The organism is Palleronia sp. LCG004 (assembly GCF_032931615.1).
Taxonomy (GTDB): Bacteria; Pseudomonadota; Alphaproteobacteria; order Rhodobacterales; family Rhodobacteraceae; genus Palleronia.
In genome coordinates, this window is the sequence record NZ_CP136759.1 from 2,532,674 (window position 1) to 2,546,781 (window position 14,108).

Annotated in this window: 13 protein-coding genes and 1 tRNA gene; 7 read left to right on the forward strand and 7 right to left on the reverse strand. The window is 66.2% G+C overall.

The window, feature by feature from the left end:
• Positions 1-127: 127 nt before the first annotated feature.
• Both RVY76_RS12385 and otnK read right to left on the reverse strand, forming a co-directional pair.
• Positions 128-778: an aldolase gene (locus RVY76_RS12385; RefSeq protein ID WP_317374386.1), complete on the reverse strand. Its 651-nt coding sequence runs from the start codon at positions 776-778 to the stop codon at positions 128-130.
• Positions 775-2,028 carry a 3-oxo-tetronate kinase gene (otnK, locus tag RVY76_RS12390; protein ID WP_317374387.1) on the reverse strand — a complete coding sequence of 418 codons (1,254 nt, stop codon included), beginning with the start codon at positions 2,026-2,028 and terminating at the stop codon, positions 775-777. The genes RVY76_RS12385 and otnK overlap by 4 nt, the downstream gene beginning before the upstream one ends.
• A gap of 208 nt (positions 2,029-2,236) precedes the next feature.
• Between otnK and RVY76_RS12395 the strand changes: the two genes are divergently transcribed.
• Together RVY76_RS12395 and RVY76_RS12400 are read left to right on the forward strand one after the other, a co-directional pair.
• Entirely contained in the window at positions 2,237-3,844 is a 1,608-nt protein-coding gene (locus tag RVY76_RS12395) for a sodium:solute symporter (protein WP_317374388.1), read from the forward strand.
• A gap of 60 nt (positions 3,845-3,904) precedes the next feature.
• On the forward strand, positions 3,905-4,774 hold the full coding sequence (locus RVY76_RS12400) for a 50S ribosomal protein L11 methyltransferase (RefSeq protein ID WP_317374389.1): 870 nt from the start codon (positions 3,905-3,907) through the stop codon (positions 4,772-4,774).
• 3 nt (positions 4,775-4,777) lie between these two features.
• On the opposite strand, the gene RVY76_RS12405 is transcribed toward RVY76_RS12400, so the two are convergent.
• A complete protein-coding gene (locus RVY76_RS12405; RefSeq protein WP_317374391.1) occupies positions 4,778-4,984 on the reverse strand; it encodes a DUF1127 domain-containing protein in 207 nt (68 codons plus the stop codon).
• Positions 4,985-5,204: 220 nt separating this feature from the next.
• Here RVY76_RS12405 and ruvC point away from each other — a divergent pair, with 220 nt between their 5' ends.
• From ruvC to ruvB, 3 genes are read left to right on the forward strand one after another with little or no spacing between them, the layout of a single operon-like run.
• A complete protein-coding gene (gene ruvC / locus RVY76_RS12410; RefSeq protein WP_317374393.1) occupies positions 5,205-5,705 on the forward strand; it encodes a crossover junction endodeoxyribonuclease RuvC in 501 nt (166 codons plus the stop codon).
• Positions 5,702-6,355, forward strand: coding sequence for a Holliday junction branch migration protein RuvA (gene ruvA, locus RVY76_RS12415; RefSeq protein ID WP_317374394.1), 654 nt, complete (start codon positions 5,702-5,704; stop codon positions 6,353-6,355). The genes ruvC and ruvA overlap by 4 nt, the downstream gene beginning before the upstream one ends.
• Positions 6,352-7,386, forward strand: a complete 1,035-nt coding sequence (gene ruvB / locus RVY76_RS12420; RefSeq protein ID WP_317374396.1) for a Holliday junction branch migration DNA helicase RuvB — start codon at positions 6,352-6,354, stop codon at positions 7,384-7,386. Before ruvA ends, ruvB begins: the two co-directional genes overlap by 4 nt.
• On the opposite strand, the gene rimO is transcribed toward ruvB, so the two are convergent.
• The gene (gene rimO, locus RVY76_RS12425) at positions 7,383-8,759 is read right to left on the reverse strand and encodes a 30S ribosomal protein S12 methylthiotransferase RimO (RefSeq protein WP_317374398.1); all 1,377 of its coding nucleotides are present in this window, start codon (positions 8,757-8,759) and stop codon (positions 7,383-7,385) included. The genes ruvB and rimO overlap by 4 nt on opposite strands.
• A 245-nt stretch (positions 8,760-9,004) precedes the next feature.
• Between rimO and RVY76_RS12430 the strand changes: the two genes are divergently transcribed.
• Both RVY76_RS12430 and RVY76_RS12435 read left to right on the forward strand, forming a co-directional pair.
• A complete protein-coding gene (locus tag RVY76_RS12430) occupies positions 9,005-9,487 on the forward strand; it encodes a lytic transglycosylase domain-containing protein (protein WP_317374399.1) in 483 nt (160 codons plus the stop codon).
• 69 nt (positions 9,488-9,556) lie between these two features.
• Positions 9,557-10,636, forward strand: coding sequence for a mechanosensitive ion channel family protein (locus RVY76_RS12435; protein WP_317374400.1), 1,080 nt, complete (start codon positions 9,557-9,559; stop codon positions 10,634-10,636).
• Here the strand turns inward: RVY76_RS12435 and RVY76_RS12440 are convergent.
• The 3 genes from RVY76_RS12440 to RVY76_RS12450 all read right to left on the reverse strand — a co-directional run bounded on the left by RVY76_RS12440 (position 10,615) and on the right by RVY76_RS12450 (position 14,062).
• Positions 10,615-10,691, reverse strand: a tRNA-Met gene (locus tag RVY76_RS12440). The genes RVY76_RS12435 and RVY76_RS12440 overlap by 22 nt on opposite strands.
• A 61-nt stretch (positions 10,692-10,752) precedes the next feature.
• Entirely contained in the window at positions 10,753-13,272 is a 2,520-nt protein-coding gene (locus RVY76_RS12445) for an ABC transporter permease (protein WP_317374401.1), read from the reverse strand.
• A 97-nt stretch (positions 13,273-13,369) separates the two neighbouring features.
• Positions 13,370-14,062, reverse strand: a complete 693-nt coding sequence (locus RVY76_RS12450) for an ABC transporter ATP-binding protein (RefSeq protein ID WP_317374402.1) — start codon at positions 14,060-14,062, stop codon at positions 13,370-13,372.
• Positions 14,063-14,108: the final 46 nt, after the last annotated feature.

Below are 14,108 nucleotides of genomic sequence, written 5' to 3' on the forward strand. Positions count from 1 at the left end.
CATCCATGCGGTGGAAGGGTCTGAGAGCCGGTTATTGCAGGAGCAGAGGCCTGAGCCGCCCCGTTCCACCCCTTACGGGATGACGGCCCGGAGCGCAGGCGAAAGACGATCTATCGCCGACGGTGTCTCAGGCACCCCAGTCGACGTCGAATTTCTCGACCAGCCGTGCAACGTTCTCTTCGCTCAGCGCGCGGGGATTGAGGCCGCGGGTCATCATGGCGAGCTGGGCAGAGGCCTCGAGTTCCTCGATCGCGTAGACCGCCGCCTCGAGATCCTTGCCCGCCACGACGGGACCGTGATTGGCAAGCATCACCGCCGAACGTTTGCCTGCGAGGCCCCGGATCGCATCGCCGATCGCCGCGTCGCCGGGCATGAAATAGGGCAGCAGCTTGACCCGGCCTAACTTCATGATCGGATAGGGCGTGAGGTGCGGCAGAAAGTCGTCCTCGTCCACATCCGGCATCATCGACAGCGCGACGGAATGCGCGGAATGAAGATGCACGATCGCCCCCGACGCCCCCCGAGTGTCGTAGAAGGCGCGGTGGAGCGGCATTTCCTTGGTGGGCTTGTCGCCGTCCACAAGGGTCATCCCGGCGTCGAAGAGGCTCAGCCGCGCGGGGTCGAGCGTCAGGAAGGACGATCCGGTCGGCGTGACGAGAAGCCCGCCATCGGGCGTGCGGGCCGAGATGTTTCCGGTCGATCCATGGGTCAGACCGCGCCCGTGCAGGGCGCGGGCGAACATGCAGATTTGTTCGCGCAGATCGGCAAGCGCGCTCATGTTTTGCCCTCCAGAACGGCCAGCGCCTTGGTAAAGAACTCCTCGTCGCCGAAATTGCCGGATTTGAGTGCAAGGAACAGATCGCGCCCCTCGGCGCGCAGAGCGGGCACGCCCGGCGCGATCTCGGGCCCGATCCGGAGCGCCTCGATGCCGAGCCCCTCGACCACGGCCCCCGACGTCTCGCCGCCCGCCGTGACGAGGCGCGTGACGCCCCCCTCGACGAGCTTGCGTGCGGTTTCTGCAAAGAAATTCTCGAGCCGTCCGGCGACCTTCTCGCGGCCGTATCTTTCCTGCGCGGCGCGCACCGTGTCGGGATCTGCCGAGGAATAGACCAGCGCGGTGCCGTCGGCCTCTATCGCGAAGCGGGCGGCATCCTCGGGCGTCACGCGCCCCTCCATCACGTCATCGGCCGTGATCTCCCGGCTGGGATTGTCGGCGGCGTAGCGTGCGACCTGAGCCCGGGTCATCCTGGAGGCGGACCCCGCGATGATCGCGGCTGGGCCCGAATGGCCCTGCCAATCGGCGTCTGGCGGTGCGAGATCGCCCTCGGCCATCAAATTCGCAGGCAGCCCGAGGGCGATGCCCGATCCGCCGGTCACGAGCGTCATGTCCCTTGCCGCCGCGCCGATCCTGCGCAGATCCTGGTCGCGGATCGCGTCCACCACGATCACCGGGCGACCGGCCTCGGTCTCGGACGCGATGGCGGCGGCGATGGCCTCGGATCCGTCGAACACGGTCGCGGCGGGCACATGGCCCACGCCCTGCCGTGTCTGGTGACCCAGCCAGCGCCGGATGTCGGCATCCGTCATCGGGGTGAGGGGGTGGTTCTCCATCCCCGATTCCGACAGCAGCGTGTCGTTGACGAAGAGATGACCCTGGTAGATCGACCGTCCCGTCGCGGGAAAGGCGGGGCAGACGATGGCATTCAGGGCCCCGAGCCGTTCCATCAGCGCGTCGATGACGGGGCCGATATTGCCCTCCTTCGTCGAGTCGAAGGTCGAGCAGTACTTGAAGAAGAACTGGGTGCAGCCCTGCGCCCGAAGCCATTCGAGCGCATCGAGCGACAGGCGCACCGCCTCGTCCACGGGGATCGTCCGCGACTTGAGCGCGACGACACCGGCATCCACGTCGGCATCCGCGGGGCCGTCGGGGATGCCCGAGAATTGCGTGACGCGCATCCCCTCCTTGGCGAGCATGTTGGCGAGATCCGACGATCCCGTGAAATCGTCGCCGATACATCCGAGCTTCATGATCCGGCCCCCTCGATTGCGATCATGCACATCGTCTTCACCCTCCCGCGAAAATCCGCTCTCCGTCCCGATACATGAAGCGATCGGTCTGGAGCGCCAACCGATGGTGACGTTTTTGTCTCGAAAATCTCCGCTGCCCATCGACGGGAACAACCTCAGGGAGATAAACTTTCGACCTGGAGGGAGAGAAACAACCGAAGGACTCCGCATGCAAGAGGTACAGGACGCGATCACCGGCCTCGATCTGGGCGTGATCGCCGCCTATTTCGGCCTCATCATCCTGATTGGGATCTGGGTTTCGCGAAAGACCAAGTCCGGCGACGACCTCTTCCTCGCGGGACGATCGCTCGGCTGGGCGGCGATCGGGTTCTCGCTCTTTGCATCGAACATCTCGTCCTCGACGCTGATCGGCCTCACCGGGTCGGCCTACACGACCGGCATCGCACCGTCGGCCTACGAGTGGTTGGCGGGCATACCGCTCCTGTTGATGGCCTTCATCTTCGCACCGATCTTCCTGAAATCCCGCATATCCACCACGCCCGAATACCTCGAGCGTCGCTATTCCCGCCGGACGCGGCTCTACTTCTCGGCGCTCACGATCTTCTTCACCATCGTGGTCGATTGCGCGGGCGGGCTCTATGCCGGGGGGCTCGTCCTGAACACCTTCTTTCCGAACGTGCCGCTTTGGGCCAGCGCGATGGCGATCGGGCTTTTTGCGGGGATCTACACCGCTGCGGGCGGGCTCAAGGCCGTGGTCTATACGGACGTGATGCAGGCGATCGTCCTGATCGGCGGCTCGGCGATCCTCGCCTTCATGATGTTCTCGCAGCTCGACTATTCGTTTGCCGCGATCCGCGAAAGCGTGCCGAACGAGAACCATCTGAGCATGGTCCTCCCGCTCGACGACGAGACGCTGCCATGGCCCGGGCTCTTCTTCGGGGTCGCGCTGCTGGGATTCTGGTACTGGGTCACGAACCAGTACATCGTCCAGCGCATCCTGGGCGCGCGCAGCCTGCCCGACGCGCAATGGGGCGCGATCCTGGGCGGCCTGCTGAAGATCGCGCCACTCTTCATCATGGTGTTTCCCGGTGCGATGGCGACCGCGCTTCTGCCCGATATCGAAACCGCAGACCGCGTCTTTCCGATCATGATCACACAGCTCCTGCCCGCGGGCCTGACAGGCCTCGTGCTGGCGGGGTTGATCGCGGCGATCATGTCGAGCGTGGATTCGACGCTGAATTCATCCTCGACGCTGCTGATCCACGATTTCGTCACGAAACCCGACCGGGAGATCGAGCCTGGCAAGGCCCGTCGCTGGGGCACCTATGCAACGCTCGGCTTCATGGTCTTCGCCATCGTCTGGGCCCCGCTCATCCAGTTCGCGGGTGGGCTCTGGGATTATCTCCAGCAGATGTTCTCGGTCCTCGTGCCGCCGCTCGTCGTGCTCTTCGTGATGGGGGCGGTGTCGCGCTTCGGCACCGAGAAGGGGGGGTTCTACACCCTCGTCTTCGGTCATGTGCTGGGCGCGATCCTCTTCTGCTTCGGCAACGAGGGGATCATGAACCTCGCTGGAATGGAGCCGATCTGGTCCGTTCACTATACGATCAACGTGGCGATCGTGACGGTGATCTGTCTGGTCTTCTATCTGATCGTCAGTGCGTTGACCGACCACCGGGAGATCGACGACGACGTCATGTGGCGGCGGGGCATGGCGATGGAGGACGCCGCCTGGAACCAGCCATGGTATCTCGACATCCGACTGCACGCGGCGATCCTCGGTGCCGCCATGCTCACCATCCTGATCGTCTTCTGGTAGGCTTGTCAGCGCATCGCCATCCGTGAGATGGCGATGCGGTCACCCGCCGGAGATCCGACCATGCCCACCTTTACCGCGCTTACCACCCTTCCCGATGCCGAGAATGCTCGCGCGCTCGGTGAGGCGATGGAACGGATGGAGCCCGAACCGACGGGCATAGGCGTCTTCGAGATGGAGGACGATTCGGGCCTCTGGGAGGTCGGTGCCTATTTCGAGGCCGATCCCGACCGCGCCGCCCTTGCCGTGCTGGAAACCGCTTTCGGCACGCGGCCCTTCGTGATCAGCGAGCTTCCCGAGATCGACTGGGTCGCAAAGGTGCGCCGCGAGCTGAGCCCGGTGGAGGCCGGTCGCTTCTTCCTCTACGGCTCCCACGATGCCGACCGGGTGCCCGAGGGGCGGGTCGCGCTGCTCGTCGATGCGGCGATGGCCTTCGGGACCGGACATCACGGAACGACGCTTGGCTGCCTGCGCGCTCTCGATACCCTGATCGAGAGCGGCGTGGATTGCCGAAATGTGGTGGATATCGGCTGCGGCACCGCGGTGCTCGCCATGGCGGCGGCGCGGGTCTGGCCCGATCACGAGGTTCTGGCGAGCGACATCGACGCCGTCGCGGTCGAAGTCGCGCAGGCCAATGTCGATCTGAACGACCTGACCGGCAGGGTCGTGTGCCTCGAGGCAATGGGATTCGATCACCCTGGCCTCGTCGAGGCGTCGCCCTTCGACCTGATCTTCGCCAACATCCTCAAGGGGCCGCTGATCTCGCTCGCGCCCGACATGGCGGTCCATGCGGGCGCGGGGGCGCATGCGATCCTGTCGGGCATCCTGAACCCGCAGGCCGACGAGGTCGTCTCGGTCTACGAGCGCAACGGCTTTTCGCTCGTAGACCGCCTGGTAATCGGCGACTGGACGACGCTGACCCTCAGGAAATGAGGATCAGCGGCTGCGGCGCGCCACGGCCTCGATGTCCCAACGGTTCAGTCCGATATCGTCCAGCATCTCGTCGCTGAGTTCACGGAGCGCGTTGCGGGTCGCGCGGGCCTCGTAGGCTTCGATCGCACGCTCGACCACACGGGTGAAGGCGTGGACGACACGGGTGCTGATCGCTTCTCCGGGGAGATTCTTGACTTCGTAGATGGACATCGTTCGGACACTTTCGGACTGGAATTTCGGACGAGGCCTCCCCCAAACCCCGCGGCGTTCATACGCTGCTCAAATGTTGCGCGACTAGCGCGGATTTCCGCATTACGGATATGCACACTGCGAATGGTTAACGCGCGCGGATGGTCCGGCGATCGGACTTGGCCAATGTTCGCGTTTCGTGCTAGCCGTCGGAAAAACAAGAACGACGAGAGGCAGCGCGATGCGGATATTGGGCGTCGACCCGGGCCTGCGAACCATGGGCTGGGGCGTGATCGAGGTGGACGGATCGCGCCTGAGGCATGTGGCGAACGGGCTGTGCACCTCCGACGGATCCGATGCGCTGGGATCGCGGCTGATGTCGTTGCACCGCCAGCTGTCGGAACTCCTCTCGCAACATCGGCCCGACGGCGCGGCGATCGAGCAGACCTTCGTCAACCGCGACGGTGCAGGGACGCTGAAGCTCGGTCAGGCACGGGGCGTGGCGCTCCTCGCGCTCGCGCAATCCGGGATCGAAGTCGGGGAATATGCACCCAACTCGGTCAAGAAGACGGTCGTGGGCGTGGGCCATGCCGACAAGCGACAGATCGACCACATGGTGCGGATGCAGCTTCCGGGGGCCGATCCGGTCGGACCCGATGCGGCCGACGCCCTGGCCATCGCGCTTTGTCATGCATTCCACCTGCAAGGGGCGCGCGCGCTCGCCCGGGCGCGGGCATCATGATCGGACGGCTGGCCGGACGGCTGATCTTTCGCGGCCCCGATCACGTTCTGATCGATGTGGGCGGCGTCGGATACATGGTCTACGTGAACGAACGCACGCTTGCGACCCTTCCGGCGGTAGGCGAGGCTGCGGCGCTTCACACCGATCTCCTCGTGCGGGAGGATCTGCTGCAGCTCTTCGGCTTCCTCACGCCGGTCGAGAAGGAATGGCATCGTCTGTTGATGAGCGTGCAGGGCATCGGCGCGCGCGCCTCGATGGCGATCCTGGGCGCACTTGGGCCCGACGGCGTCGGGCGCGCCATCGCGCTCGGCGATGTCTCGGCGATCCGCGCGGCCCCGGGCGTCGGCCCGAAGATCGCGCAGCGCGTGACGATCGAGCTCAAGGACAAGGCACCGGCCCTCATGGCGATGGGACAGGCCCCCGACATCCCCGACACCGCCCCTGTGATCGTGCCCGATACCTCGACCGCGGCCACGACACCGCAGCCCGTCGCCGGCCCCGGCGCGCAGGCGGAGGCGCTCTCGGCCTTGTCCAACCTCGGCTATTCGCCGGCCGATGCCTCGCGTGCGGTGGCGCAGGTCGCGGGTGAGGCGGGCGACGACACGGCGACGCTGATCCGTCTCGCGTTGAAACGGCTCGCGCCGGCATGAGCGACGCGCCCGATCCCGCCCTGCGCCCCGAACGTCTTCCCGACGATGACGGCCCTGCCCTGCGGCCGCAGACGCTCGACGCCTTCACCGGACAGGCCGAAGCGCGCGCAAACCTGAAGGTCTTCATCGAGAGTGCGCGGATGCGCTCGAAGGCGATGGATCACGCGCTCTTCCACGGGCCGCCGGGCCTTGGCAAGACGACGCTCGCGCAGATCGTGGCGCGCGAGCTCGGCGTGAACTTCCGCATGACGAGTGGCCCCGTGCTCGCCAAGGCGGGCGATCTTGCCGCGATCCTCACCAATCTGGAGGCGCGTGACGTTCTTTTCATCGACGAGATCCATCGGCTGAACCCGGTGGTCGAGGAGGTGCTCTATCCCGCGCTCGAGGATTTCGAGCTCGACCTCGTGATCGGAGAGGGGCCCGCCGCGCGATCGGTCAGGATCGAGCTGCAACCCTTCACGCTGGTGGGCGCGACGACGCGGCTCGGCCTTCTGACCACGCCGCTGCGCGACCGGTTCGGCATCCCCGTCCGGCTGCAATTCTACACGGTGAACGAGCTGCAGGACATCGTCGCGCGCGGCGCGCGGCTGATGGGTGTTCCGGCCGAGCCGGACGGCACGCGCGAGATCGCGGCACGCGCACGCGGCACACCGCGGATCGCAGGCAGGCTCCTGCGTCGGGTCGTCGATTTCGCGCTGGTCGAGGGCGACGGACGACTGACGCGCGCACTTGCCGACGACGCGCTGACGCGACTCGGGGTAGACAAGCTGGGTCTCGACGGGGCTGACCGACGGTATCTGAAGCTGATCGCCGAGCATTATCAGGGCGGTCCTGTGGGGATCGAGACCCTGTCGGCCGCGCTCAGCGAATCTCGCGACGCACTCGAGGAAGTCATCGAGCCCTATCTGCTGCAGCAGGGACTGATCCAGCGCACACCGCGCGGGCGGATGCTGGCGCAGGGGGCATGGACGCATCTCGGCATGGCGCGGCCGCGGAGCGACATCGCGCCCGACCTCTTCGGGGACGTCTAGACCAGTCGCCCCCAGAGGTCGTATTCGCCAGCCTCGTCCACCTCGACCGTCACCAGATCGCCGGGGCCGAGAGCCTCGAAATCCTCGTCGATATAGAGATGGCCGTCGATCTCGGGCGCGTCGCCTTTCGTTCGACAGGTGGCGGCGTCGTCCTCGACCAGATCGACGATGGCCTCGACCCGCTTGCCGACCTTCGCGGCGAGCTTCGCCTCGGAGATGGCCTGAGCCTTTTCCATGAAGCGGTCCCAACGGTCCTGCTTGACCTCGGGCGCGACGTGATCGGGAAGCGCGTTCGAACGGGCGCCGGCGACGTTCTCGTACTGGAAGCACCCGACCCGGTCGAGCTGCGCCTCGTCGAGCCAGTCCAGCAGCGTCTGGAACTCCGCTTCCGTCTCGCCGGGATAGCCGACGATGAAGGTCGAGCGCAGGGTAATGTCGGGGCAGTCGCGCCGCCATGCCGCGATCTCGTCGAGCGTGCGCGCCGCCGCGGCCGGCCGCGCCATGCGGCGAAGGACGTCGGGATGGGCGTGCTGGAACGGAATGTCGAGGTAGGGCAGCAGCCCCGAGGCCGGGTCGGCCATAGCCGGGATCAGTTCGCGCACATGCGGATAGGGATAGACGTAATGCAGCCGCACCCAGGCGCCGAGGGTACCGAGATCGCGCGCGAGGTCGAGGATCGGTGCCTTGCTTTCTCGGTCCTTCCAGTCGGTGCCGTAGGCCGAGGTATCCTGGCTGATGACCAGAAGCTCGCGCACGCCCGCTTCGACCAGCTTCTCGGCCTCGCGCATCACGGCCTTCTGCGGGCGCGATTGCAGTTTACCGCGCATGTCGGGAATGATGCAGAACTTGCAGGCGTGATTGCAGCCTTCGGAGATCTTGAGATAGCTGTAATGCCGCGGCGTGAGGCTGACGCCACGCGCGGGCAACAGATCGACGAAGGGGTCGGGATCGGGCGGCACGGCCTTGTGCACCGCGTCGAGGACCTGTTCGTACTGGTGGGGCCCCGTCACGGCCAGCACCTTCGGATGCGCGCCGGTGATGTAGTCGGGCTCTGCGCCCAGGCACCCGGTAACGATGACGCGGCCATTCGATGCCATCGCCTCGCCGATCGCCTCGAGGCTTTCGGCCTTGGCGCTGTCGAGAAATCCGCAGGTATTGACGATGACGGCATCGGCACCCGCGTAATCGGGCGAGATGCCGTAGCCCTCGGCCCGGAGCCGCGTCAGGATGCGTTCGCTGTCGACCAACGCCTTGGGACAGCCGAGGCTGACCATCCCGACCATCGGTTGCGCGCCGGGGCGCACGGTCGAAAGGTCGCGTTCGAGCCGCGGGTTCGAGATGTCAGGACGAAGGTTCGGAGGGTTCTGGGCCATTTCCGGGCTATAGGCCCTTCGCGCCGGGCTGGGAAGTCCGTGTCACGCCGCTTTGACGCGGTGTCGTTCCGGCAGTCGCCACCCGACGAGGGCTGCAAGGCGCTTCCGCAAGACCGTGCAGAGGACGCCCGGTGGGGGATCCGCGGGTTCCGCCCCGGCAGCTTTCCGCCGATTACAGAGCCCGCCGGGACCGCACCGGAGCACCCGTCCTTGCGCGGGATCCGCACCCGGGTAAGCATTCGACCATGCGCATCATTTCCATGATCCCCCTGATCCTCCTGCTTTCCGCGTGTGGCGGTGCACGGGGCGGCGGGGCCGACGTCACCCGGGGTGCGCTTTACCCCAACGAGACGCCGCAAATCAGAAACCTCATCAACCGATACGCCGACGGCTACGGCGTCCCGCGCTCGCTCGTCCACCGGGTCGTCCAGCGCGAGAGCGACTACCGCCCCGAAGCGCGCAATGGGCCTTACTGGGGAATGATGCAGATCCTTCCGCAGACCGCCCGGACAATGGGGCACCAGGGAACGGCAAACGAACTTCTCGACGCCGAGACCAATCTGCGATGGGCGGTCAAATACCTGCGAGGAGCATGGATGGTCGCCGACGGTGACGAGGCCGAAGCGGTCGGCTGGTATGCGCGCGGATATTACTACGAAGCAAAGAAAAAGTGCCTTCTGACCGAGACCGGGCTCAACGAACGCGAAACGGCCCGCCACTGCCGATAGGGCATCCGCGCATCTCTTGACTTGCGCTTGCTGCGACGCAGCATACGGCTCTGAAAGACGGAGCCGACGATGACATTCAGTGCCTTCATGAACCAGAACGCGACGCAGTGGGTCATATTGATCGCCCTGCTGACCGGGGTCTTCTCGATCCACAACTATTTCTGGTCCTGGTTGATTCCCCACCTTCTCAAGCGGAAGCGACTGATCTTTCGCATGGCCGCACGGATGCGGGGGCCAAGCCGCCTCATCATGCTGGTTCTGACATTGGTGATCGTCGTACCGCTTATGTCACTCGACCGCGGGACGACCGACATCCTGGAACATGTGGCGATCGGATCGCTCATATCCGCCTTCGGATGGATGGCGATTCTGGCGCTCGAATTCCTGACGGAGCGTTCGATCAACCGGCTGGCCGTTCACGAGGAGGAGAAATACGCCGACCGCGCGCAGGCGACGCAGCTTCGCGTCCTGCGCCAGAGCCTGCGCATCCTCATCGTGCTGCTGACGGCAGGTCTCGTCCTGTCGACCTTCGAATCGGTCCGGCAATACGGCGTGTCCCTTTTCGCATCGGCGGGTGCGGCGGGCCTCGTGCTGGGCTTTGCGGCGCGTCCCGTGCTCGCCAACCTCATCGCCGGGATCCAGATCGCCCTCACCCAGCCGATCAGGCTCAACGACGTAGTGATCGTCGAGAACGAATGGGGCTGGATCGAGGAGATCAGCTCGACCTATGTCGTCATCCGCATCTGGGATCTTCGCCGCCTCGTCGTGCCGCTCAGCTACTTCATCGAACAGCCGTTCCAGAACTGGACCCGCGATTCGAGCAGCCTCATCGGGTCGGTAATCTGGTATCTCGATTACACCGTCCCGATGGACGAGATGCGCCGCAAGCTCACCGAAATCGTCGAGGAATCGAGCCTATGGGACCGTCGAACCGTCGTGCTTCAGGTCATCGACACCACCGAGGACACGATCCAGGTGCGCGGCCTCGTCAGTGCGCGCAACGCACCGACTGCGTGGGATCTGCGGTGCGAGGTCCGCGAGAAGATGATCGGCTGGCTGCAGGCGGAGCATCCGCAGGCGCTTCCGAGGATGCGCGCCGAACTCGACACGAAAGGGGCTGAAATGGATGGTAGCGTGAGGCGGACTTGAACCGCCGACCCCAGCATTATGAGTGCTGTGCTCTAACCAGCTGAGCTATCACGCCCTATCCGCTGCGTCACCTAGAGAGGGGAGCCCCCCCTGTCAACAGAGGAAATCACCGGTTCTCACTCCCGGCTCCGCAGGATCCGTGCAGGCCGCGCGGCGAGCGGGGGCCAGGCGAAGGCGAGTCCGGCCAAAAGCGTACCGAGCACACCGCCGCCCACGATCAGCAGCGCCGAGCGCGGCGCGAAGACGAAATCGGTCTCCATCACGAAGTGGCTGACGCCCCAACCGGCGACGGCACCAGCGGCGACAGCGACGATGCCGGCCGCGAGACCCAACACCATCCAGCGCAGTGCGAAGCTCAAGAGGATGAGCGCCCGGCTCGCCCCCAGCGTCTTCAGGACCGCGGCCTCGTAGACTCGCGTCCTTGTGCCCGCCGCCGCAGCCCCCAGCAGCACGACCCCGCCCGTGACGAGGGTCGCGGCCGCGCCATAGGTGATCGCTGCGGCGATGCCCGCGAGGATTTCGCTCACCCGCGCGATCGCGTCGGCCACGCGGATCGCGGTGATGTTGGGATAGGCCTCCGCCAGATCGCGCAGGATCGCGGCCTCGGCCTCTTCATCGGCATAGATGGTCGAGATGAACGTATGCGGCGCACCCTGCAGTGCCGCCGGGTTCATCGCCAGCACGAACCCGATCCCGGCGGTCGAGAAATCGACTTCCCGGAAGGACGTGATCTCGCCCTCGATGTCGCGCCCTAGAACGTTGACCGTGAGCCGGTCGCCAAGCGCGAGGCCCAGTTCCTCCGCCTCTTCGGCTGCGAAACTGATCTGGTTCGGCCCCTCGTAACCTCGGGGCCACCATTGCCCCGCCGTGATGCGGGTGTCGTCCGGCGGCGCGTCGGAATAGGTCACGCCCCGATCGCCGTTGAGCGTCCAGTGATCGCCTGCCACTTCGCGCGCGGGACGTCCGTTGATCTCGGTGATGATGCCGCGCAGCATCGGGGCGGTCTCGACCGCTTCCACGCCAGGATCCTCGTCGAGACGGGCGCGAAAGCCCTCGATCTGGCCCGGCTGGATGTCGATCATGAAATAGCTCGGTGCGATCTCCGGCAGGTCGCGTTCGATCGCACCTCTGAGATTGGTGTCGATCTGCCCGATCGCGGCCAGAACCGTGAGACCCAGCCCGAGCGACAGCACGACCGACAGCGCCTCTCCCCCCGGGCCGCCCACCGCCCCGAGAGCCATGCGCAGCGCGGGGTGCCCCCGCACCGCCGACCTTCGCGCAATGACACGCGACAGCGCCCGGGTGCCCTCGGCGATGGCGACAAGCATGGCGAAGGCTGCAAGAAGCCCCCCTGCCGCATAGAGGGTCAGCTTCGGAAGCCCTGAAAGCCACGCCGCCGAACCGACGAGCGTCGCAAGGATCACCGCCGTCGCAAGCAGGAAGATCGGCCGCGGCCAGCCCGACGGTCCGCCGCCGGCATTGCGGAAAAGCTCGGCCGCGCGAATGTCCTGCGCCTTGGCGAGAGGCCAGATCGTGAAGAGCGCGGCAGCGAGACTCCCGTAGAGCGCGGCCTCGATCAGTGGGCCGGGATAGATTCCGATATCGGCCGGCACCGGCAGCCGATCCGAGATCAACGGCTCGAAGAGGATCGGAAGCGCCGCGCCAAGGACAAGTCCGACCCCGAGCCCCAGAAGCGTCAGCATTCCGATTTGCAGCGCATAGACCGCAAAGATCGTCCGCCCCTGGGCACCCAGCGTCTTGAGCGTGGCGATCGTGGCAGTCTTTTCGACCATATGCGCGCGCACGGCCGACGCGATCCCGACACCGCCGACAGCGAGCCCCGCAAGCCCGACGAGGACCAGGAACGACGACAGCCGATCCACGAAGCGCTCGATCCCGGGCGCACCGTTGCGCCGGTCGCGCCATCGATATCCGCCATCCGGAAGCGCCGCCGCGAGATCCGCCTCCGCGATATCGAGATCCGTATCGACCGGCAGGCTCAGGCGATATTCCGTCTCGAAGAGCGTGCCAGGTTCCAGAAGGCCGGAGCCACCCAGATCCTCGGTCCTAAGCAGCGTGCGCGGTCCCAGGTTGAAACCGCCACCGGCGCTGTCGGGCTCCCGCGCGAGGTCCGCGGCGAGGCGAAAGGTCTTGGTACCAAGCCGGAACGTGTCGCCGATCTCGAGCCCGAGCCGGTCGATCAGGATCCGGTCCATCACCGCCCCCGGAATCTCGCCCTCGAATGCCCGGGAGAGCGGCATGGCGGGGTCGAGCGTCACGTCGCCCAGCAACGGATAGGCCGCATCGACGCCCTTCACTTCGGTCAATGCGCGCAGGTCGTCCTCGCCGCGCTCGACGACGGCCATGGACTGGAATTCGACGATCTCGGAAACCTCTCCGAGCGCGGAAAGCGCCTCGCGCTCCGACGGGTCGGCGAAGCGATAGGTGAACTCGATCGACGCATCGCCGCCGAGGATGCGCGCCCCCTCCCGCGCGAGCCCTTCGGAGATCGCCTCGCGCACCGATCCGACCGCCGCGATCGCCACGATACCGAGTGCGAGGCAGGCGAGAAACACGCGGAATCCCTCGAGGCCGCCGCGCAATTCACGCCGTGCGATCCGCCAGGCAAGCCTCATTCCCGCCCTTTCATCTGTGCCGAAGTGCTTCGTGGGAGAGGAATGGCCGCGGGAAAGCCCCCCAGCGATGCGACGATCATGCGATCCACCACCGTTCTCATCCCGAAGCGGCCATCTCGGCATCCCGCAACCGCCCGTCCTCGAGCCGGATCGTCCGGCCGCAGCGCTCGGCGAGCGCGGGATCGTGCGTCACGAGGACGAGCGTCGCGCCGAGCGTCTCGTTGAGCCCGAAGAGAAGGTCGACGATCGCGCGCCCCGTCGGCCCGTCGAGATTTCCCGTCGGCTCGTCGGCCAGCAGGATGTCCGGGCGCGGCACCGCGGCGCGCGCCAGTGCGACGCGCTGCTGTTCTCCGCCCGAAAGCTGCGCGGGATAGTGGTCGCGCCGCTTTCCAAGGCCGACCCGGTCGAGTTCCTCGGCCGCGCGCTCGAACGCGTCGTCCTGTCCCGCGAGTTCGAGCGGGGTCGCCACGTTTTCCAGCGCGGTCATCGTCGGGATCAGGTGGAAGGACTGGAACACCACGCCCATATGGTCCCTGCGGAACCGCGCGAGCGCATCCTCGCCCATGGTCGTCAGGTCGTGGCCGAGCGCCTTCACGCTGCCGCTCGTGGCGCGCTCGAGCCCGCCCATGACCATGAGGAGAGACGATTTGCCAGATCCGGACGGCCCGACCAGACCCACCGTTTCACCGCGTTCCACATCGAGCGTGATGCCATGGAGGATATCCACCGGGCCCGCATTGCCATCGAGCCGCAACGCGGTGTCTTGGAGCGAGAGAACCTTCTCCGCCATCGTGCCTTCCCTTCGGATCACGGTCGCATATGGGGCGCGCGCCCTC

Excerpts from the sequence above, each read along its gene's own strand:
- RVY76_RS12445 (WP_317374401.1), bottom strand. The coding sequence starts at position 13,272 with ATGAGGCTTGCCTGGCGGATCGCACGGCGTGAATTGCGCGGCGGCCTC.
- ruvB (WP_317374396.1), top strand. The coding sequence starts at position 6,352 with ATGAGCGACGCGCCCGATCCCGCCCTGCGCCCCGAACGTCTTCCCGAC.
- RVY76_RS12400 (WP_317374389.1), top strand. The coding sequence starts at position 3,905 with ATGCCCACCTTTACCGCGCTTACCACCCTTCCCGATGCCGAGAATGCT.
- ruvC (WP_317374393.1), top strand. The coding sequence starts at position 5,205 with ATGCGGATATTGGGCGTCGACCCGGGCCTGCGAACCATGGGCTGGGGC.
- RVY76_RS12450 (WP_317374402.1), bottom strand. The coding sequence starts at position 14,062 with ATGGCGGAGAAGGTTCTCTCGCTCCAAGACACCGCGTTGCGGCTCGAT.
- rimO (WP_317374398.1), bottom strand. The coding sequence starts at position 8,759 with ATGGCCCAGAACCCTCCGAACCTTCGTCCTGACATCTCGAACCCGCGG.
- otnK (WP_317374387.1), bottom strand. The coding sequence starts at position 2,028 with ATGAAGCTCGGATGTATCGGCGACGATTTCACGGGATCGTCGGATCTC.
- RVY76_RS12385 (WP_317374386.1), bottom strand. The coding sequence starts at position 778 with ATGAGCGCGCTTGCCGATCTGCGCGAACAAATCTGCATGTTCGCCCGC.
- RVY76_RS12405 (WP_317374391.1), bottom strand. The coding sequence starts at position 4,984 with ATGTCCATCTACGAAGTCAAGAATCTCCCCGGAGAAGCGATCAGCACC.
- RVY76_RS12435 (WP_317374400.1), top strand. The coding sequence starts at position 9,557 with ATGACATTCAGTGCCTTCATGAACCAGAACGCGACGCAGTGGGTCATA.
- RVY76_RS12395 (WP_317374388.1), top strand. The coding sequence starts at position 2,237 with ATGCAAGAGGTACAGGACGCGATCACCGGCCTCGATCTGGGCGTGATC.
- RVY76_RS12430 (WP_317374399.1), top strand. The coding sequence starts at position 9,005 with ATGCGCATCATTTCCATGATCCCCCTGATCCTCCTGCTTTCCGCGTGT.
- ruvA (WP_317374394.1), top strand. The coding sequence starts at position 5,702 with ATGATCGGACGGCTGGCCGGACGGCTGATCTTTCGCGGCCCCGATCAC.